This is a genomic window from Streptomyces sp. NPDC096193 (assembly GCF_040302905.1).
Classification (GTDB): domain Bacteria; phylum Actinomycetota; class Actinomycetes; order Streptomycetales; family Streptomycetaceae; genus Streptomyces.
In genome coordinates, this window is record NZ_JBEOSJ010000002.1 from 525769 (window position 1) to 544517 (window position 18749).

Annotated in this window: 18 protein-coding genes; 14 read left to right on the forward strand and 4 right to left on the reverse strand. The window is 70.0% G+C overall.

What is annotated here, in order from left to right; genetic code table 11:
• Positions 1-105 precede the first annotated feature (105 nt).
• Genes ABTX78_RS05130 through ABTX78_RS05145 form a run of 4 tightly spaced genes read left to right on the forward strand, consistent with a single transcriptional unit; the run spans position 106 to position 3300 of the window.
• On the forward strand, positions 106-849 hold the full coding sequence (locus ABTX78_RS05130) for an amino acid ABC transporter ATP-binding protein (protein WP_352205438.1): 744 nt from the start codon (positions 106-108) through the stop codon (positions 847-849).
• A 17-nt stretch (positions 850-866) separates the two neighbouring features.
• Positions 867-1781: a glutamate ABC transporter substrate-binding protein gene (locus ABTX78_RS05135; protein ID WP_352205439.1), complete on the forward strand. Its 915-nt coding sequence runs from the start codon at positions 867-869 to the stop codon at positions 1779-1781.
• Positions 1782-1792: 11 nt separating this feature from the next.
• Positions 1793-2437 (forward strand): amino acid ABC transporter permease, encoded by a 645-nt coding sequence (locus ABTX78_RS05140; protein WP_352205440.1) that lies wholly within the window; start codon positions 1793-1795, stop codon positions 2435-2437.
• A complete protein-coding gene (locus tag ABTX78_RS05145; protein WP_352205441.1) occupies positions 2434-3300 on the forward strand; it encodes an amino acid ABC transporter permease in 867 nt (288 codons plus the stop codon). Before ABTX78_RS05140 ends, ABTX78_RS05145 begins: the two co-directional genes overlap by 4 nt.
• Positions 3301-3377: 77 nt before the next feature.
• Here the strand turns inward: ABTX78_RS05145 and ABTX78_RS05150 are convergent, their stop codons facing one another.
• A complete protein-coding gene (locus tag ABTX78_RS05150) occupies positions 3378-4985 on the reverse strand; it encodes a CocE/NonD family hydrolase (protein ID WP_352205442.1) in 1608 nt (535 codons plus the stop codon).
• A gap of 111 nt (positions 4986-5096) precedes the next feature.
• Positions 5097-6269 carry a L,D-transpeptidase gene (locus tag ABTX78_RS05155; protein ID WP_502993770.1) on the reverse strand — a complete coding sequence of 391 codons (1173 nt, stop codon included), beginning with the start codon at positions 6267-6269 and terminating at the stop codon, positions 5097-5099.
• A 211-nt stretch (positions 6270-6480) separates the two neighbouring features.
• On the opposite strand from ABTX78_RS05155, the gene ABTX78_RS05160 reads away from it, so the two are divergent.
• On the forward strand, positions 6481-7023 hold the full coding sequence (locus tag ABTX78_RS05160) for a PH domain-containing protein (RefSeq protein ID WP_352205443.1): 543 nt from the start codon (positions 6481-6483) through the stop codon (positions 7021-7023).
• Positions 7024-7060: 37 nt separating this feature from the next.
• On the opposite strand, the gene ABTX78_RS05165 is transcribed toward ABTX78_RS05160, so the two are convergent.
• A complete protein-coding gene (locus tag ABTX78_RS05165) occupies positions 7061-7804 on the reverse strand; it encodes a hypothetical protein (protein ID WP_352205444.1) in 744 nt (247 codons plus the stop codon).
• 105 nt (positions 7805-7909) lie between these two features.
• On the opposite strand from ABTX78_RS05165, the gene ggt reads away from it, so the two are divergent.
• Together ggt and ABTX78_RS05175 are read left to right on the forward strand one after the other, a co-directional pair.
• Positions 7910-9727: a gamma-glutamyltransferase gene (gene ggt, locus ABTX78_RS05170; RefSeq protein ID WP_352205445.1), complete on the forward strand. Its 1818-nt coding sequence runs from the start codon at positions 7910-7912 to the stop codon at positions 9725-9727.
• Between the two features lie 156 nt (positions 9728-9883).
• A complete protein-coding gene (locus ABTX78_RS05175) occupies positions 9884-10579 on the forward strand; it encodes a glycoside hydrolase family 75 protein (protein ID WP_352205446.1) in 696 nt (231 codons plus the stop codon).
• A 43-nt stretch (positions 10580-10622) separates the two neighbouring features.
• Here the strand turns inward: ABTX78_RS05175 and map are convergent, their stop codons facing one another.
• Positions 10623-11390 (reverse strand): type I methionyl aminopeptidase, encoded by a 768-nt coding sequence (map, locus tag ABTX78_RS05180; RefSeq protein WP_352205447.1) that lies wholly within the window; start codon positions 11388-11390, stop codon positions 10623-10625.
• 55 nt (positions 11391-11445) lie between these two features.
• Here map and ABTX78_RS05185 point away from each other — a divergent pair, with 55 nt between their 5' ends.
• The 7 genes from ABTX78_RS05185 (at position 11446) to ABTX78_RS05215 (ending at position 18735) form a co-directional block, all read left to right on the forward strand.
• Positions 11446-11700, forward strand: a complete 255-nt coding sequence (locus ABTX78_RS05185; RefSeq protein WP_313943265.1) for a helix-turn-helix domain-containing protein — start codon at positions 11446-11448, stop codon at positions 11698-11700.
• Positions 11701-12064: 364 nt separating this feature from the next.
• The gene (locus ABTX78_RS05190) at positions 12065-12445 is read left to right on the forward strand and encodes a PPOX class F420-dependent oxidoreductase (protein ID WP_352205448.1); all 381 of its coding nucleotides are present in this window, start codon (positions 12065-12067) and stop codon (positions 12443-12445) included.
• Positions 12446-12517: 72 nt separating this feature from the next.
• Complete coding sequence (locus tag ABTX78_RS05195) at positions 12518-13921, forward strand: hypothetical protein (RefSeq protein WP_352205449.1); 1404 nt, start codon at positions 12518-12520, stop codon at positions 13919-13921.
• Between the two features lie 156 nt (positions 13922-14077).
• Positions 14078-14920, forward strand: coding sequence for a nitrilase-related carbon-nitrogen hydrolase (locus ABTX78_RS05200; RefSeq protein WP_340476243.1), 843 nt, complete (start codon positions 14078-14080; stop codon positions 14918-14920).
• Positions 14917-16197 (forward strand): aspartate aminotransferase family protein, encoded by a 1281-nt coding sequence (locus ABTX78_RS05205; protein ID WP_352205450.1) that lies wholly within the window; start codon positions 14917-14919, stop codon positions 16195-16197. Before ABTX78_RS05200 ends, ABTX78_RS05205 begins: the two co-directional genes overlap by 4 nt.
• Before the next feature lie 116 nt (positions 16198-16313).
• A complete protein-coding gene (hydA, locus tag ABTX78_RS05210; RefSeq protein ID WP_352205451.1) occupies positions 16314-17720 on the forward strand; it encodes a dihydropyrimidinase in 1407 nt (468 codons plus the stop codon).
• A 13-nt stretch (positions 17721-17733) separates the two neighbouring features.
• Positions 17734-18735: a TIGR03842 family LLM class F420-dependent oxidoreductase gene (locus tag ABTX78_RS05215; protein WP_352205452.1), complete on the forward strand. Its 1002-nt coding sequence runs from the start codon at positions 17734-17736 to the stop codon at positions 18733-18735.
• Positions 18736-18749: the final 14 nt, after the last annotated feature.

Consider the following 18749-nt stretch of genomic DNA (forward strand, 5'->3'; position numbering starts at 1 on the left):
TAAATACGGCTTATGCCCTATTTATGCGTGTCGGGTGTGAAGTCCCTTATCGGGCTGGATAGTTTGCGCTGACCTCGACACAGCGATGGGTGGGTAGGGCAGTCTATGGCCGTTGATCCGTTGATCGAGCTGCGCGATGTCAACAAGTACTACGGACAGTTGCACGTCCTCCAGGACATCAACCTCACCGTCGGGCGCGGAGAGGTGGTGGTGGTCATCGGCCCCTCCGGCTCAGGAAAATCGACGCTCTGCCGGACCGTGAACAGACTCGAGACCATCGAATCCGGCAGCATCACCATCGACGGTCAACCCCTCCCGGAGGAGGGGAAGGGGCTGGCGAAACTCCGCGCCGACGTCGGCATGGTCTTCCAGTCCTTCAATCTCTTCGCGCACAAGACCGTGCTGGCCAACGTCGCACTCGCACCGGTCAAGGTCCGCGGCCGCTCCAGGAGCGAGGCGCATCAACGCGCCCATGAGCTCCTCGACCGTGTCGGACTCGCCTCCCAGGCCGACAAGTACCCCGCCCAGCTCTCCGGCGGCCAGCAGCAGCGCGTCGCCATCGCCCGCGCGCTCGCCATGGACCCCAAGGTCATGCTCTTCGACGAGCCGACGTCCGCCCTCGACCCGGAAATGATCAACGAGGTGCTGGAGGTGATGCAGCAGCTCGCCCGCGAGGGGATGACCATGGTCGTCGTCACCCACGAGATGGGCTTCGCGCGCTCCGCCGCCAACCGTGTGGTGTTCATGTCCGACGGCCGCATCGTCGAGGACCGCGCCCCGGAGGACTTCTTCACCCACCCGGAGAGCGACCGCGCCAAGGACTTCTTGTCCAAGATCCTCAAGCACTGACGGGGGGTGCAGCACCGATGATGCGTACGAGGCGCGCCCTGGCGGCGCTGACGGTCGTCCTGGCGGCGGTGGCCGTCACGGCCTGCGGCAAGGAGGGCAGCCCACCGGTCAAGGGCCCGCAGGCCGACCAACTGCCGGACTACCAGGTGAACAAGGGCTTCCAGCTGCCCGATTCGCCGACCTGGCGCAAGGCCAGGAAGCGCGGCCACCTCGTCGTCGGGGCGAAGGAGGACCAGCCGTACGTCGGCGAGAAGGACCCGGCCACCGGTCTGTACACCGGGTTCGACATCGAGATCGCCAAAATGGTCGGTGCCTATCTGGGCTTCGATCCGCGGACCATCTCGTTCCGGACGATCGCCTCCGCGAACCGTGAAACCGCCCTGCAGAACGGCCAGATCGACTACTACGTCGGCACCTACACCATCAACGCCAACCGCAAGAAACTGGTCGGCTTCGCGGGCCCGTACTTCCTCGCCGGTCAGTCGCTGCTCGTCCGTGCGGACGAGAACGACATCAAGGGCCCGCAGGACCTCGACGGCAAGCGGGTCTGCTCGGCCGCCGGTTCGACCCCCTACCAGCGCATCGAGAGCGACTACCCGAAGGCCGACCTCGTCGCGTACGACACCTACTCCGTCTGCGTCGACAACCTCCTCACCTACCAGGTAGACGCCGTGACCACCGACGACGCGATCCTCACCGGCTACGCGGCCAAGGTGCCCGACGAACTCAAGGTCGTCGGCAAGCCGTTCTCCGAGGAGCCCTACGGCATCGGCGTCCCCCGCAACGACAACGCCCTGCGCTTCGCGATCGACGACGCGCTCGCCGTTAACGAGAAGAACGGGAACTGGAGGAAGGCCTACTCCGCGACGCTCGGCCTGTCCGGGGTACCGGCCCCCCAGCCGCCCCCGATCGACCGCTACCCGGCGTCCTGAGCGAGGCACCTGTGAACGTACTGACCGACAACTTCTCCCTGTACGGCAAGGGCTTTCTCGGCACCGTCGAACTGACGGTGTACGCCTCGCTCCTCGCCCTGGGCCTCGGCTTCGCGATGGCGTCCTTCCGCGTCGCCCCGGTCGGCTCGCTGCGCGTCGTCGGCACGGTGTGGGTGACCGTGCTGCGCAACACCCCGCTCACCCTGCTGTTCTTCGCCGTTCTGCTCGGACTGCCACGGTTCGGGCTGGTCCTGCCCTTCCAGGTCTTCGCGGTGATCGCGCTGGGCTGCTACACCTCGGCCTTCATCTGCGAGGCGCTGCGCTCCGGCATCAACACCGTGCCGACGGGCCAGGGCGAGGCGGCCCGCAGCCTCGGGATGAGCTTCGGCCAGACCCTGAACACCGTGGTGCTGCCGCAGGCGTTCCGCAGCGTCATCCCACCGGTCGGCTCCACACTCATCGCCCTCGCCAAGAACTCCGCGATCGCGGGCGCGTTCAGCGTCACCGAGCTTCTCGGTGTCTACAAGCCCCTCAACGAGATGGGCTACAGCATCATCTGGTCCTTCGTCTGGATCGCTGTCGGCTACCTGATCATCACCCTGACCATCAGTGCGCTGTTCAACGTGCTCGAGAAGCGCTTCGGAGTCGCCCGATGACTTCCACCGCCCTCTACGACGTCCCCGGACCCCACACCCGCAGGCGGCACCGGCTCTACGGCGTCACCTCCACCGTCGCCGTCCTCGCCCTGTGCGGCTGGATCGTCCATCTGCTGTTCGACACCGGCCAGTTCACCGCGGCCAAGTGGACCCCCTTCGAGTACAAGGGCATCCAGGAGCTGCTCCTGACAGGACTCGGCAACACCCTCAAGGCGTTCGCCTGCGCCGCCGTGCTCTCGCTCCTCTTCGGCGGCATCCTCGCCGTCGGCAGGCTCTCCGAGCACCGGGCGGTGCGCTGGCCGGCCACGGTGGTCGTGGAGTTCTTCCGGGCGATGCCCGTGCTGGTGATGATCTTCTTCATCTTCGTGGCGCTGAAGGTGCAGCCGCTGCCCGCCCTGGTTGCCGGACTGACCCTCTACAACGGCTCGGTGCTCGCCGAGGTGTTCCGGGCCGGCATCAACTCCGTGGAGCGGGGTCAGCAGGAGGCCTCGTACGCACTCGGGATGCGCAAGACACAGGTCATGGCCAACGTCCTGGCGCCGCAGGCCGTACGCGCGATGCTGCCGACGATCATCAGCCAGCTGGTGGTCGCCCTCAAGGACACCTCACTCGGCTATCTCATCACCTACGAGGAATTCCTCCACGCGGGCAAGCTCATCGCGTCGAATCTCGACTACGATTTGCCGTTCATCCCTGTGGTGATGGTGATTTCGCCGATCTACATCGGGATGTGCATGCTGCTCTCCTGGTTCGCCAACTGGATGGCCAGGCGGCAGCGGCGCAATCCGAGAACAGAGGCCGTGGACATCGCCCCGGCCGAACCAGGGACGCTGCTGCCCGGGGGTCCTCCCGAGCCTCGATAGGCGCGGAAGGACAGGACAGCAGCTCATGGGGCACGACCTCCCCGCCCTGGGTGGGGAACCCTGGCAGCAGCCGGTGATCACTTCTGGCGCAGCGGGACCGACAGATACGACGGGTCGGCTGCGGACGAGGAGAAGGTCAGCTGCGCGCCGAACGGGTTGTGCTCGATGTAGAGCGGGTCGACAGTGTCGACGACCAGGGCGAGACGGTGGCCCGCCGGTACGTCGTAGGCCGTGGAGAACAGCTCCAGGTCGACGGCGAACGGCGTGCCGGGCGTCTTGCCGTGGAAGGTGTACGGCGCATTGCTGACCAGCTTGCCGAGGCCGAGCGGGCCCACGTCGTAGAGGTACGCGACGAGGGTGCCGCTCTCCTTGGTGCCGGTGAGCGTGGTGTGCAGCTTCGCGGTTCCCCGGATCTGCTGTGTCGAGTCGTACCGCTCCGACTGCCACACCGCGGCGAACGGCCGCGGCAGCAACGGGATCGAGGCGATCGGGGGCAGTCTCACGAACTGGTCGAGCATGCTGGACAGCAGGATGAGCCCGCCGTTGGCGCCCGAGTCCACGTTGGCCCAGATCTTCTTCGTACTGTCCAGGTTCAGCTTGCGCCGGTCCGCCGCGACGGACTTCCAGTCGGGGTAGCTCTCGTACGCGCCGGTGGAACGGGACTTGAGACGGACCGGCTGCTCGCGGTCCACGCCGTTGTCGTCGCCCTTGAGGTAGTGGTCGAGCCAGCGGTGGGTGCTGGTCCAGGTGTCGTTGGGCAGCCCGAGCAGACCGCCGATCTCCGGGGTGGCATGGTCGCCCGGACGGAACTCCAGCCGCTTGGGGACGGTCAGCTTCGCGTAGAAGTCCGCGGTCTGGTTCGGCGGGAAGACCGTGTCGCCCCAGGCGTTGCCCAGCATCACGGCCGTGCCGTTGGCGTTGATCCGGTCCACGAAGGCGGCCGGTGAGCGCTTCTTCCCCCAGTCCACCATCTCCTGCTCCTTGTCGAGACGGGAGCCGAGGAAGTCATGGGTGAACTGCTGGAATTCGGGGCTGGGCCGGCCGGTGAGATGGCCGGCGCCACTGAGAAGCAGAGCGGCCTGCCGGTTCTGGGTGCGGCCGCGGTAGATGGAATCGACGAGGTCCGCCCAGCCGCTGAGGGCGGCCACGGCCTTGATCCGCTTGTCGTGGGCGGCGGCCAGCAGGCTGATCCCGGCCGCGTAGGAGACTCCGGCCATGCCGATCCGGCCGGGGTCGGCCGGGGTGTTGGCGAGGGCCCAGTCGATGACCTTGGACGCGTCGGCGACGTCGGGCGGCCCCGCCACCTCGATGTAGCCGCCCGACTGCCAGAATCCGCGCGCGTTGTAGGTGACCACCACATAGCCGGCGTCGGCGAGCTTCTTGGCCTGTGCGAGGTATTCGATCTGGGGCAGTGCCCAGCTGGTCGGCAGGATCAGTACGGGATAGGTGCGGCCGCCGTCCGCGCCCGCCGGGGTGACCACGTTCCCCTTGAGCACCGTGCCGCCGTCGCCGTGGATGTCGACGAAACGTACGCCGGGTACCCCGGCCCGCTGTTCGGCGCTGAGGGGTGCGGTCACTCCCGGGGCCGGTGCGGCGGGCGCGACACCCGCCGCCGGCCCGGCGAGGAGCGCGGCGGAGACGGTGCCGATGGCGGTGGTACGCAGAACCTTGCGCGGCTGTCCCACAGGTCACTCCTCACACGTGTCACGGGAAAGTGACCCGACGGTAACGTCAGCGGCTTACGCGAGGTAACTCCTCGGTAAGTTACGTGTGAGTAAAGATTGTTGGACGTCGCGTCAGTACAGCGCGCTCTTCGTCCGCCAGGCGTCCCACGGCAGATTCCACTCGCCGTAGCCGTTGTTGAGCGCCTGCGTTCCCTTGGCCTCGTTGCCCGTGACCTCGAACGGGTCGCCCACCTGGACCTGGCCGTAGACCCACTTGGCGTCCGCGTCGCTCATGCCGATGCAGCCGGAACTCCGGTTGGCGCTGCCGAAGTAGCGGGCGTTCCAGGGTGCCGCGTGCGCGTACATGCCCGACCAGGTCAGCCGCATCGAGTAGTCGACCATCTTGTTGTAGGCATTGCCGAGGCCCACGGTCTCCGAACGCATGTTGATCGTGCCCTCCTTCGCCATCAGGACGGTCCTGCCTCGCCAGGACGCTTTCTCGCCGCCCGGGGTGCCCGCGGACATGGGCACCTCCCCGACCGCCCGGCCGTCGCGCACGAGCGTCAGGCGGTGCCGGTCGAGGTCCACCGCGACCGACTGGCTCCTGCCGATGGTGAAGGTCGTCGCGTAGTCACGGACGAACCAGCCGCCCGCGCCGGAGTCGATGCCGCTCAGCTTCGCGTCGAGCGAGACCCTCGTGCCCGGCCGCCAGTACTCCTTCGGCCGCCAGTCGATCCTGTCCCTGCCCGACCAGTCCCGCATCCAGCCCCAGGAGCCCTCGGTGTTGTTCGAGGTGGTGACCGTGAGGTGCTTCTCCACCGCGGCCCGGTTCTTCACCGGGTGGTCGAACACGATCGACAGGGGGTGCGCGACGCCGACCGTGGCGTTCTTGCCCGGGGTCATCGCGAGCTTGTTGACCCCGGCGGTGGCGAAGGCCGCCGTGGCAGTACCTCCGCCGGTGTCCTTCGTCGCGATCGAGTAGCGGGCTCCGGGGGCCGCGGGGCGGACCGACGTCCAGCTCCGGCCGTCGTCGGCGATCCGCCCGTCCAGCCGTCCGCCCTTGGCGTCGGTGACCGTGACCTCCTTCAGCTTTCCCTCGGCGAGCGTCACCCGCACGGGCGCGCCGATGACCTGCTTGCCGATCGGCGTCACCGAGATCGCGGGCCCGTCCTTGCCGTCGGCATCGGCGTCCGCGATGCCGCCGGAACATCCGGTGAGCAGTACGGCAAGCACCGCGCCGCCGACGGACACGACGGGGCGGACGGGTCGGCGGCCGAGCGGGAAGCGCGGTCGTGTACGGCTCAAGGCAAAACCTCCGTTGCGATCTCGGTCGCGCAGTGAGAGTCCGGTCCGGTGTCGCAGGTTCCGTAATATCCCGGATTTCCCTCTAATTCCGATGTGATGAGAAACGCAGGGTAAGGCATGATCCACGGCACATGCCGGGTCCGTTACCGGCCTCGACCCCTGCGGGCCGTGACCCCTGGTGTTCTGTCCGGTCGTCAGGCACTCTCGCCAGATGGATCCGGCACCGGCAGGAACGATCCTGCGACTGAGGCTGAGGCGGCGCGCCGAGTGGGTACCGCTCGCCGCGATCGTGCTGCTCGTCGTCTGGGGCATCGCCGCGGCGTCGATCGTCGACGGCCCCAACGGCACCTCCGGAGGCATCGCGCTCGCGATCGTCGGAGTGCCGGTGGCCGTGTTCGCCGTCAGCTGCGCGGCCCACCTGGTGCGGCCGATGCGCCTCACCGTCGACGCCGGCGGGCTGGAGGTGCGGCTGCCGCTCTGGCCGGCCAGGACCGTCCCCTGGTCACGGATCACCGGCGTGAGCACCCCGCCGGACCATGTCGTCGTCGACTGCGCCGCGCCCGTCGGGGGCCTCCCGCCGACCTGCCGGCCACGGGCCGCGTACCGCAGACTCGCGGCCGACCGCGGACGGCCCACAGGCGGTCAGGGGCTCTGCTTCGAGACCCGCGTCTTCGACCTGGAGGCGACCGAACTGCTCGACGCGATCGCTCGGCACGCCCCGCAGGGGGCCGCGGTGCGTGCGGGACGGCCCTGACGGGGCGCGGACGTGGTCTGCCGTGCCGATCGAGGCACTAGCCCGCCGGCTGGGCCGAGGGCCGCGGGGTGGGCAGCGGTGCCTGTGCCGCACGGGTGACGTCCGCGACCACCTCCACCACGTCCGACCCGTACGCCTGCGAATTGACCACCTTGAGCAGCAGGCAGAACGACGAGGCACCGTGCTTGCGGGTGAGCTTCTCGTGGTTGCGGGCGAGATAGCGGGTCGCCGCCTGGTTGGTTATCGCGCGCTGTCCGCAGAAGAGGAACACCGGCCGGGCGTCCTGGCCCGCGGTGAGCCGGGCGAGGAACACGTACTCGGCGACGCCGGGCTCCATCCGGTAGCGCTCCGACCCGATCTGGAACGCTCCCTGGTCCGGCCCCGGCTCCGGATCGGTGTTGATCCGCACCCCGGGCAGCAGCGAATGCAGATGCGCGGCCATCCGCCGGTTGGAGAACGGCCCGCCCACGCAGAACTCGGTCCGCTCGCCGAAGCCCTGCTGGGCCGTGTCGTGCCAGATGATCTGGGCGTGCGCGCCGCAGCCCTTGATCAGCGCGGAGAGCTCCAGGAGGGCGAAGACGTCGAAACGGTGCACGGAGCCGTCCCGGCCGGCCTCGCGGTTGACCACGAGCAGCGACTCGGAATTCGTGGGCAGACCGAAGAATGCCTGCTTGCGACGGAGTTTGCGGCGCCACACATACGTGCGCGTGAGCCAGCCGAGCGTGGCGCTGATGCCGGCGGCCACCACGCCGAGCACGATGTTGCGTACGTCGTCAGTCATGGGCGCGCATGGTAGCGGGGTTGTCGCGACATTGTTCGAGACGGTCCTGACGTGAGGCGCGCGGTGAAGTTACGCTGCGCGGACGTACGTTGACTGGAGGTACGGATGCGTCGCTCCGTCGCACGGAATGTGTCGGCTCTGGCCGTGACCGCGGCCGTGATCTCGATCGGGGCGGCGGCCCCGCCCACCTCCTCGCCGCCGGGCGGGGCACCGGTCAAGAAACCGGTCGCCGTGGGCTACGGCGGCGCTGTCGCCAGTGTCGACGCGGACGCGTCGGCCGCGGGCATCGAGGTCCTGCGCCGCGGCGGCAACGCCGTGGACGCCGCCGTCGCGACGGCCGCCGCGCTCGGCGTCACCGAGCCCTACTCCGCCGGTATCGGCGGTGGCGGCTTCTTCGTCTACTACAACGCCAAGGCCCGCACGGTCCACACCATCGACGGCCGCGAGACCGCGCCCCGCTCCGCCGACGCCTCCCTCTTCCTGGAGAACGGCAAGCCCATCCCCTTCGAGGAGGGCGTGACGAGCGGTCTGGGCGTCGGCACCCCCGGCACCCCGGCGACCTGGGAGTCGGCGCTGGACGCCTGGGGGAGCAGGCCGCTCGGGCAGCTGTTGCAGCCGGCCGAACGTCTGGCGAAGGACGGCTTCACCGTCGACGCCACCTTCCGCTCGCAGACCCAGTCCAACCAGGCCCGCTTCGCGGACTTCCCCGCCTCGGCGGAGCTCTTCCTGCCCGGCGGGCAGCTTCCGGTCGTGGGCTCGGTCTTCAAGAACCCGGATCTGGCGCGCACGTACAAGGAGATCGCCCGCAAGGGCGTCGGCACGCTGTACCGCGGCGACCTCGCCCGGGACATCGTGCGCACCGTCCGCACGCCTCCGGTGGCCAAGGGCGCGACCCGGGTCGTACGGCCCGGCGACCTGACCACGCGCGACCTGCGCGCCTACGAGACGATCCGGCGGGCGCCCACGAAGGTCTCCTACCGCGGCCTGGACGTCTACGGCATGGCCCCGGTCTCCTCCGGCGGCACCAGCGTCGGCGAGGCGCTCAACATCCTGGAGCGGAGCAACCTGTCGAAGGCCACGCAGACGCAGTATCTGCATCGCTTCATCGAAGCGAGCCGGATCGCGTTCGCGGACCGCGGGCGCTGGGTGGGTGACCCGGCGTTCGAGAAGGTGCCGACGAAGGGGCTCCTGTCGCAGCGGTTCGCCGACTCGCGCGGATGCCTGATCAAGGACGACGCGGTGCTCACCAGCCCGCTGGCGCCGGGCGATCCGAGCCGGCCGGCGGCGTGCGGAGGATCGGGTACGGCGGCCCCGACCACGTTCGAGGGGGAGAACACCACCCATCTGACGGCGGCCGACAAGTGGGGCAACGTCGTCGCCTACACGCTCACCATCGAGTCGACGGGCGGCAGTGGCATCACCGTGCCCGACCGGGGCTTCCTGCTCAACAACGAGCTGACGGACTTCTCCTTCGCCCCGGCGAGCCCGGCGGTGCACGACCCGAACCTGCCGGGTCCGGGCAAGCGACCGCGCTCGTCGATCTCACCGACGATCGTGCTGGAGGACGGCCGTCCCGTCCTCGCGCTCGGCTCCCCGGGCGGCGCGACCATCATCACCACCGTCCTCCAGTCCCTGACGGGCCGTCTGGACCGCGATCTGCCCCTGGTGGACGCGATCGCCGCGCCGCGCGCCAGCCAGCGCAACCAGACGACGACGGAGATCGAGCCCGCGCTGTGGAACAGCCCGCTCCGCGGACAGCTGGAGAAGATCGGTCACGCCTTCCGGCAGAACCCGGAGATCGGCGCGGCGACGGGCATCGAGCGGCTGCCCGACGGCCGCTGGCTCGCCGCCGCCGAAAAGGTCCGCAGGGGCGGCGGTTCGGCCATGGTCGTCAGCCCCAGCGGTCATCCGTACGGCCGCTGACCGAACGGCGCAAAGGTCCGCCACCCGTCCGGGGCCCCAAACCCCGGACGGGCGGCGGGCGTTGGCGTTGCGGGGCCGGCAGGCGCCGGGCGGGGGCGATCGGATGTGCGCGTGAGCGGGTAAGGACGCTTTCCTGACAGAAAGGCGACACCTCCCATGCGCACTCGCACTCTCGCGCTCGCCGTCTCCGGCGCCGCCCTCCTCGCGGCGGTCGCGCTGCCCGCCACGGCGAGCTCCGCGGCGACCGGCGCCGGTGCCTTCCGCGAAGGCACGGTCGCCGCGGCCGACCTGCTCGCCAAGGTGACGGACTGTCCGCAGATCTCGAACGGCCTGTACCGGACGGACAGCGAGACCCCGGCGACGATCCCGGTCTGCGGCAAGGAGGGCGTCGTGTACTGGACGGCCGACATGGACATCGACTGCGACGGCCAGGTCACGAGCGCGTGCAACAGCGGCACCGACCCCTGGTTCCAGGCCGCGACGGCCTTCCACCAGTCCGACGGCCGGGCCCTGAACGCCGAGCGGCTGCCCTACGTCGTCGTACCGACCAGCAGCGCCATCTGGAACTACGCGAGCGCGGGCATCAAGGGCGGCGGTGTGGTCGCCGTCATCCACAAAAACCAGGTGCAGTACGCGGTCGTCGGGGACACGGGCCCCAGCCAGATCATCGGCGAGGCGTCCTACGCCACCGCCCGGGCGCTGGGCATCGATCCGGACCCGTCGACGGGCGGCACGGCAAGCGGGGTCACGTACATCTTCTTCTCCAACACCACGGTGCTGCCGATCGAGAACCACGGGGCGGCGGTGACTCTCGGCGAGACGCTGGCCAAACAGTTCGTCGCAAGGGACTGACAGCCGGGGATCCGGCGGCGGGGGCCCCGGTGCCTCGGGCCCGTCAGAGTGCGGTGAGGACGCGGGGGCCGTCGTCCGTGATCGCCACCGTGTGCTCCGCGTGCGAGGCGCGGCTGCCGTCCAGCGTGCGGATCGTCCAGCCGTCGCCCGCCGTGTGGTGGTCGTCGGTGCCGCCGCCGATCACCATGGGCTCGATAGCCAGCACCATCCCGTGGCGCAACGGCATGCCCCGTCCCGGGCGTCCCTCGTTCGGGACGCCCGGGTCCTCGTGCATGCTGCGCCCCACGCCATGACCGCCGAAGCCGTCCGGGATGCCGTACCCGGCCGTCCGGCACACGCGGCCGACGGCATGGGCGATGTCGCCGATGCGGTTGCCGACGACGGCGGCCGCGATACCGGCCTCCAGGGCCTCCTCGGCGGTGGCGATCAGCCGAACGTCCTCGGGCCGGGCGCGCCCGACCGTGAAGCTGACGGCCGAGTCGCCCACCCAGCCGTCCCGGATCGCCCCGCAGTCCAGGCTCACCAGATCGCCGTCCCGCAGGCGGTATCCGTCCGGGATGCCGTGCACGATCGCGTCGTTGACGGAGGCGCAGATGACGGCGGGGAACGGGATGGGGGCCCAGGAGGGGTGATAGTCCAGGAACGGTGAGCCCGCTCCGGCCTCGTCCAGCACCGACCTGGCGGCACGGTCCAGTTCCAGCAGGCTGACGCCCACGGCCGCGGTCTCGCGGGCCGCCGTGAGTGCCTGTGCCACGAGGCGGCCGGCCTCGCGCATCGCCTCGATCGAGGCATCGCTCTTGATCTCTACCATGCCAATTACTATACCGGTGCTACCGGTATAGGAATACCAGCATTAGAATACCGCCATGGTGCGCACCCCTCTCACCCCCGAAGAGCGCGAACGCGGCGAGCGGCTCGGCCGGATCCTGCGCGTCGCGCGCGGCGACCGCAGCATGGTGGAGATCGCCGCCGCCGCCGGCCTTTCGGCCGAGACCCTCCGCAAGATCGAGACGGGCCGGGCCCCGACGCCCGCGTTCTTCACGGTCGCCGCACTCGCGCGGGTGCTCGGTCTGTCGATGGACGAACTGGTGGTGCGCTGCGCGCTGGTGCCGGCGGCCTGACGGGCTCCAGGGCCCGTCGGGTACGAACCGGCCCGCCACCGTTTCTCCGAACCGGGCGTCGCACTGCACCGGGTGGCCCCACGGTGCTCACCGGGGCGCTGCGTGCGACCGAGCGCAACGGCTTCGTGAAACGGACGTCGTACGGCGAGAATCCGCCTCGGTCGAGTACGAACGCACGCGCTCGGCCGGTCCGCCCTCCAGCCGGTGAACGCGGCGTGCGACGGGGCGCGTACGCACCGGCCGAGTTCGTAACGGCCCACGATACGGACCCGAGTGACCACGCGCAGAGGCGGAAGCGGAGTACGCGCGCGGACAGCCGGACCGGCCGCGCCGGGGCCCCCGGACACGGCGTAGTCTCGCGAACGTGACTGCCGAGGACTTCGCCGCCGCCAAGTACATCAGCGTGACCACGTTCCGTAAGAACGGAACGGGTGTCGCCACCCCCGTTTGGTTCGCCGAGGACGGCGGAAAACTGTACGCCTGGACACGGACCGACTCCTGGAAGGTCAAGCGGCTGCGCAACGACCCGCGCGTCGTGGTGACCGTGTGCGACGTGCGCGGCCGGATCACCGAGGGTGCTCCCACCGCCGAGGGGACGGCCGAACTCCTCGACGCGGCGGCGACCGCACGGATCCGCAAACTCCTGGCGCGCAAGTACACCTGGCAGTTCTGGCTGGTCGACTGGCCGGCCACGCTGGTGCGGCTCGGGAAGCGCCCGCACACCGGCATTGCGGTAACCATCTGAAAACAGCGCGTAGCAGTGCCGTAACACGTCTGATGTCCAATGCCACCCAGTCGAGGGTGGGGCGGGGCAGTGATGGCGGTGCATCAAGTACCGGCACAGACCGGAGTGTTCGCGCGGTACCTCCAGGGGCTGGCCGCGCTGCTCGACCGTGACGGCGGCTGGTACGCGGTCTTCCTGCGTCGCGACCCGCAGGGCATGCAGGCGTGCCTGGACGGCTTCGAGGTCCCGCCGTGGGACGTCGTCGGATCGCTGCTCCAGGATCTCGCGGTGGTGCGCGGACGGGAGTTCGTGGAGCAGGAACAGCTCCGTGCCAAGCAGCTGCACACGGCCTCGGCCGCGGCCCACGACCTCCGGCCGGGCGGTCGCGAGGCGCTGGTGGAGCGCCTGGAGCTGATGCGTCGCGAACTGATCCACGCCGCCGGCCGTCACGAGGAGCTCATCCGTCTGATCGCCGCCGAGCCCGTGGGCACGGAGTCGGCGGAAGCGCTGTCGTACGAGCTGGAGTGGGTCCGGGACGACCACGCGCGGGCCACCGCGAGGAGCGCGGAGCTGCGGCGGCGTCTGGCCGCCCTGCCCCCGCCGGAACACGGCCGGGCGGGCGCCCCGGGACCGGGGGAGCGCGTGCCGCGCCAGGCGTCCCGGCCGGACCCGGCGCCGTGGCCCGCTCCGGCACAGGAAGGACCTCGTCCCGCCCCGCACGCGGAGAACCCCCGGCCCGGCGCTCCCGCAGGGCCCGGCCAGGGCAAGGGCGGGAGCAAGGACGGCGGCAAGGCCAAGGACAAGCGCCGCCGCCCGCGCGGCGCCCGGTTCGCCGGGATGGAGGAGGACGTGGAGGCCGTAGCCGTGCCCGAGCTCCCCGTCGGCGGCGAGCTGCCCCGCGGGGCGCGGTACGGCGGCGCGAGCACGGCCCCCGAACAGGAGCAGCCCGTCCCCGCCGACACCGGCGAGGCCCTGCGCGCCGCGCACGAGACCGTACGCACCCTCGGGCGGCTGCGGGCGGAGGGCCGCAGCGGAGAGGCCCATGTTCTGCTCTGCGAGGCCGCCACCCTGCCCGCAGAGCGGCTGCCCGTGCTCGCCGCCGAGCTCCACCGCGCCGGCCTGGAGGCCGACTGGGCGACGCTGCTGTGGGAGGCCGCATCGCAGCCCGTGCTGCGGCTCGCGGCGATCGCCGGAGCCCTCTCCGGTGCTGGCCGCGCCCAGGACGGCCGGCAGCTCCTGCGCCAGGGCGTGACCCGCCCCGCCGACGAGATCGCCGCCGCTGTGCTCTCGCTCGACGAGGACGGCCGTGACCCCGAGGCGCTCGCCCTGCTCACCGCCTACGCCCAGCTGCACACGCCCGCCGACACGGCGAGAATCGCCGACCGCGACCCCGCCCGACTCGTCCCCCGTCTGCTGGCGGCCGCCCGTGCCGGATCAGTGGCCCATGAGCGCGATCTTGTCCACGCGTTAAGGGTCTCGGGCCACCTCAGCGCCTGACCCGTACGGTGTCGACCGCTCGGGTGCGAAACACGATCGACTCTGCGGGTTGACGACGATGGTCTTGCCCCAGTGTGTGACGGGGCTTACGTTCTCCATCTACGCATTCGTCTACGTGCGTAGAGGCCCTCTGCCGTTCGGCCGAAGGAGCAGCTCATGGCCACTGTCGTACGCGCCGCACTCGTCCAGGCGACCTGGACCGGCGACACCGAATCCATGATTGCCAAACACGAGGAACATGCCCGGGAAGCGGCCCGTCAGGGCGCCAAGGTCATCGGATTCCAAGAGGTCTTCAACGCCCCGTACTTCTGCCAGGTCCAGGACCCGGAGCACTACCGCTGGGCCGAGCCCGTCCCGGACGGTCCCACCGTCCGCCGGATGCAGGAGCTCGCCCGCGAGACCGGCATGGTCATCGTGGTCCCGGTCTTCGAGATCGAGGGCGCGGGCTTCTACTACAACACCGCCGCCGTGATCGACGCCGACGGCTCCTACCTGGGCAAATACCGTAAGCACCACATCCCTCAGGTGAAGGGGTTCTGGGAGAAGTACTACTTCAGGCCCGGCAACGCGGGCTGGCCCGTCTTCGAGACCGCGGTCGGCAAGGTCGGCGTCTACATCTGCTACGACCGTCACTTCCCGGAGGGCTGGCGGCAACTGGGCCTCCAGGGAGCCCAGTTGGTCTACAACCCCTCGGCGACCTCGCGCGGCCTCTCCAGCTACCTCTGGCAGCTGGAACAGCCGGCCGCGGCCGTGGCGAACGAGTACTTCATCGCCGCGATCAACCGCGTCGGCGAGGAGGAGTACGGCGACAACGACTTCTACGGCACGAGCTACTTCGTCGACCCGCGCGGCCAGTTCGTGGGCGAGGTTGCCAGCGACAAGGCCGAGGAACTCGTCGTACGCGACCTGGACTTCGACCTGATCGACACCGTGCGGCAGCAGTGGGCCTTCTACCGAGACCGGCGCCCCGACGCGTACGAGGGGCTGGTGCAGCCGTGAGTCATCTGTACGACCGGCACAAAGCCGTGATCCCCGACTGGGTCGCGCTCTACTACCAGCGGCCCATCGAGATCACCCATGGCGAGGGCCGCCATGTCTGGGACGCGGACGGCAACCGCTACCTCGACTTCTTCGGCGGCATCCTCACCACGATGACCGCCCACGCGCTGCCCGAGGTCACCAAGGCGGTCAGCGAGCAGGCCGGCCGGATCATCCATTCCTCGACGCTCTATCTGAACCGCCCGATGGTCGAACTCGCCGAGCGGATCGCGGCGCTCTCGGGCATCCCCGACGCACGGGTCTTCTTCACCACCTCGGGCACCGAGGCCAACGACACCGCGTTGCTGCTGGCCACCGGACACCGCCGGTCCAACCAGATCCTGGCGATGCGCAACAGCTACCACGGCCGTTCGTTCTCGACCGTGTCCATCACGGGCAACCGCAGCTGGTCCCCGACCTCGCTCTCCCCGCTGCAGACGCTGTACGTGCACGGCGGCGTCCGCACCCGGGGGCCGTACGCCCACCTGTCCGACGCGCAGTTCATCGAGGCGTGCGTGGCGGACCTGGAGGACCTGCTCGGCCACACCCGCGACGTCGCAGCGCTGATCGCCGAACCCATCCAGGGCGTCGGCGGGTTCACCTCCCCGCCCGACGGTCTGTACGCCGCGTTCCGCGAAGTCCTCGACCGGCACGGCATCCTGTGGATCGCCGACGAGGTGCAGACCGGCTGGGGCCGTACCGGCGACCACTTCTGGGGATGGCAGGCGCACGCCGGCAACGGGCCGCCGGACATCCTCACCTTCGCCAAGGGCATCGGCAACGGCATGTCCGTCGGCGGCGTCGTCGCGCGTGCCGAGATCATGAACTCGCTGGACGCCAACTCCATTTCGACGTTCGGCGGCTCACCGGTCACCATGGCCGCGGGCAGCGCCAATCTCGCGTATCTGCTGGAGCACGATCTCCAGGGCAACGCCCGCCGCGTCGGCGGACTGCTGCTGGAGCGGCTGCGCGGGATCGGGGCGGGCGTGCCCGCCGTCCGCGAAGTGCGCGGCCGGGGGCTGATGCTCGGGATCGAACTGGTCCGGCCCGGCACCGACGAAGCCGACCCGCAGGCGGCGGCGGCCGTCCTGGAGGCCGCGCGCGAGGGCGGTCTGCTGATCGGCAAGGGCGGCGGCCACAACACCAGCGCGCTGCGCGTCGCGCCTCCGCTCTCCCTGACCGTGGCCGAGGCGGAAGAGGGTGCGTCCATCCTCGAACGTGCCCTGCGCAGCGTGTAGGGCCTGATCCCCACGACAGGCCCCGGCGCCTGACGCCCGACCGGCCCCGCGCAGGGGGCCTGTCGCCGGGACCGGGCCCCAGCCGACCGTACGTATCCCAAGGGAGCGCACCAGCCATGAGCAGCACCCGCACCCTCATCCGCGGCGGACTGGTCATCACCGCATCGGACGAGATCCACGCAGACGTACTGATCGAGGACGGCCGCATCGCCGCGCTCGCCGCCCACGGGTCCGCCGTCTCCGAGCCCTGGACCGCCGACCGCATCATCGACGCGACGAACAGGTACGTCATCCCGGGCGGCGTCGACGCCCACACGCACATGGAGCTCCCGTTCGGCGGGACCTTCGCCTCCGACACCTTCGAGACGGGCACCCGCGCCGCCGCCTGGGGCGGCACCACCACCATCGTCGACTTCGCCGTCCAGTCGGTGGGCCGCCCGCTGCGCGAAGGGCTAGACGCCTGGTACGCCAAGGCCGACGGCAACTGCGCCGTCGACTACGGCTTCCACATGATCCTCTCGGACGTCAACGAGTCGTCGCTGAAGGAGATGGACCGTCTGGTGGAGGAGGGCGTCACCTCCTTCAAGCTCTTCATGGCCTATCCGGGCGTCTTCTACAGCGACGACGGCCAGATCCTGCGCGCCATGCAGCGCTCCGCCACCAACGGCGGGCTGATCATGATGCACGCCGAGAACGGCATCGCCATCGACGTCCTCGTCGAACAGGCACTCGCCGAGGGCCGCACCGACCCGCGTTACCACGGCGAGGTGCGCCGGGTGCTGCTGGAGGCCGAGGCCACCCACCGCGCCATCCAACTGGCCCGGGTCGCGGGCGCCCCGCTGTACGTCGTGCACGTCTCGGCCGAAGAGGCACTCGCCGAACTCGCCGCCGCCCGCGACATGGGGCTCAACGTCTTCGGCGAGACCTGTCCGCAATACCTCTTCCTGTCCACGGACAACCTCGCCGAGCCCGACTTCGGGGGCGCGAAATACGTCTGCAGCACACCGCTGCGGCCGAAGGAGCATCAGGCGGCGCTCTGGCGCGGACTGCGGACCAACGATCTCCAGGTGGTCTCCACCGACCACTGCCCGTTCTGCTTCGTCGGGCAGAAGGAACTGGGCCGCGGCGACTTCTCCAGGATTCCCAACGGTCTGCCGGGTGTCGAGAACCGGATGGACCTGCTGCACCAGGCCGTGGTGGACGGGCACATCACCCGCCGCCGGTGGATCGAGATCGCGTGCGCCACCCCGGCCCGCATGTTCGGCATGTACCCGAAGAAGGGGACCATCGCGCCGGGCGCGGACGCCGACGTCGTCGTCTACGACCCGCACACCGAGCAGACCCTGTCGGTGGAGACCCACCACATGAACGTCGACTACTCCGCCTACGAGGGCAAGCGGGTCACCGGCCAGGTGGAGACCGTGCTCTCGCGCGGTGAAGTCGTCATCGACCAGCGGAAGTTCACCGGCCGGGCGGGTCACGGCCAGTACACCCCGCGCGGAACCTGCCAGTACCTCGGCTAGAAGGGGTCAGACCATGGACTTCGGACTCGTCCTGCAGACGGATCCGCCGGCATCCGGCGTCGTCGGACTGATGCGGCGCGCGGAGCGCAACGGCTTCCGGTACGGCTGGACCTTCGACTCGGCGGTGCTCTGGCAGGAGCCGTTCGTCATCTACAGCCGCATCCTCGAACACACCGAGACGATGATCGTCGGGCCGATGGTGACCAACCCGGGCACCCGGACCTGGGAGGTCACCGCCTCCACCTTCGCCACCCTCAACGACATGTACGGCAACCGCACGGTCTGCGGCATCGGCCGGGGCGACTCGGCGATGCGGGTCGCGGGCCGCAAGCCCAACACCCTCGCCCGGCTGGACGAGGCGATGGGCGTGATCCGCGACCTCGCCGAGGGCCGCGAGGCCGTGGTCGACGGTCAGCCGCTGCGCCTTCCGTGGGTGCAGGGCGGCAAGCTGCCGGTGTGGATGGCCGCCTACGGCCCCAAGGCGCTCGCTCTCGCGGGCCAAAAGGCCGACGGTTTCATCCTCCAGCTCGCCGACCCGTATCTCACCGAGTCGATGATCAACGCCGTGCGGACCGCCGCGTCCGACGCCGGACGGGACCCGGACTCGATCACCATGTGCGTCGCGGCGCCGGCCTATGTCGGCGACGACCTGGCCCACGCGCGTGACCAGTGCCGGTGGTTCGGCGGAATGGTCGGCAACCACGTCGCCGACCTGGTCTCCCGCTACGGCGAGCACTCCGACCTGGTGCCCGAGGCCCTCACCTCGTACATCAAGTCGAGGGAGGGGTACGACTACAGCCACCATGGCCGCGCCGGCAATCCCTCCACGGACTTCGTCCCGGACGAGATCGTCGACCGGTTCTGTCTGCTGGGGCCGGCCGAGGCGCACATCGAGAAGCTGAGGACGCTGCGCGACCTGGGCGTGGACCAGTTCGCCGTCTACAACATGCACGACGCCAAGGAAGTGACCATCGACGCGTACGGCGCCGAGATCATCCCCGCGCTGGGCGGCTGAGATCACCGTCGCGC

Bases quoted from the DNA above. Each gene is read 5' to 3' on its own strand.
- map (WP_352205447.1), bottom strand. From the start codon at position 11,390: ATGGTAGAGATCAAGAGCGATGCCTCGATCGAGGCGATGCGCGAGGCC.
- ABTX78_RS05215 (WP_352205452.1), top strand. From the start codon at position 17,734: ATGGACTTCGGACTCGTCCTGCAGACGGATCCGCCGGCATCCGGCGTC.
- ABTX78_RS05165 (WP_352205444.1), bottom strand. From the start codon at position 7,804: ATGACTGACGACGTACGCAACATCGTGCTCGGCGTGGTGGCCGCCGGC.
- hydA (WP_352205451.1), top strand. From the start codon at position 16,314: ATGAGCAGCACCCGCACCCTCATCCGCGGCGGACTGGTCATCACCGCA.
- ABTX78_RS05175 (WP_352205446.1), top strand. From the start codon at position 9,884: ATGCGCACTCGCACTCTCGCGCTCGCCGTCTCCGGCGCCGCCCTCCTC.
- ABTX78_RS05200 (WP_340476243.1), top strand. From the start codon at position 14,078: ATGGCCACTGTCGTACGCGCCGCACTCGTCCAGGCGACCTGGACCGGC.
- ggt (WP_352205445.1), top strand. From the start codon at position 7,910: ATGCGTCGCTCCGTCGCACGGAATGTGTCGGCTCTGGCCGTGACCGCG.
- ABTX78_RS05145 (WP_352205441.1), top strand. From the start codon at position 2,434: ATGACTTCCACCGCCCTCTACGACGTCCCCGGACCCCACACCCGCAGG.
- ABTX78_RS05185 (WP_313943265.1), top strand. From the start codon at position 11,446: ATGGTGCGCACCCCTCTCACCCCCGAAGAGCGCGAACGCGGCGAGCGG.
- ABTX78_RS05130 (WP_352205438.1), top strand. From the start codon at position 106: ATGGCCGTTGATCCGTTGATCGAGCTGCGCGATGTCAACAAGTACTAC.
- ABTX78_RS05160 (WP_352205443.1), top strand. From the start codon at position 6,481: ATGGATCCGGCACCGGCAGGAACGATCCTGCGACTGAGGCTGAGGCGG.
- ABTX78_RS05195 (WP_352205449.1), top strand. From the start codon at position 12,518: ATGGCGGTGCATCAAGTACCGGCACAGACCGGAGTGTTCGCGCGGTAC.
- ABTX78_RS05135 (WP_352205439.1), top strand. From the start codon at position 867: ATGATGCGTACGAGGCGCGCCCTGGCGGCGCTGACGGTCGTCCTGGCG.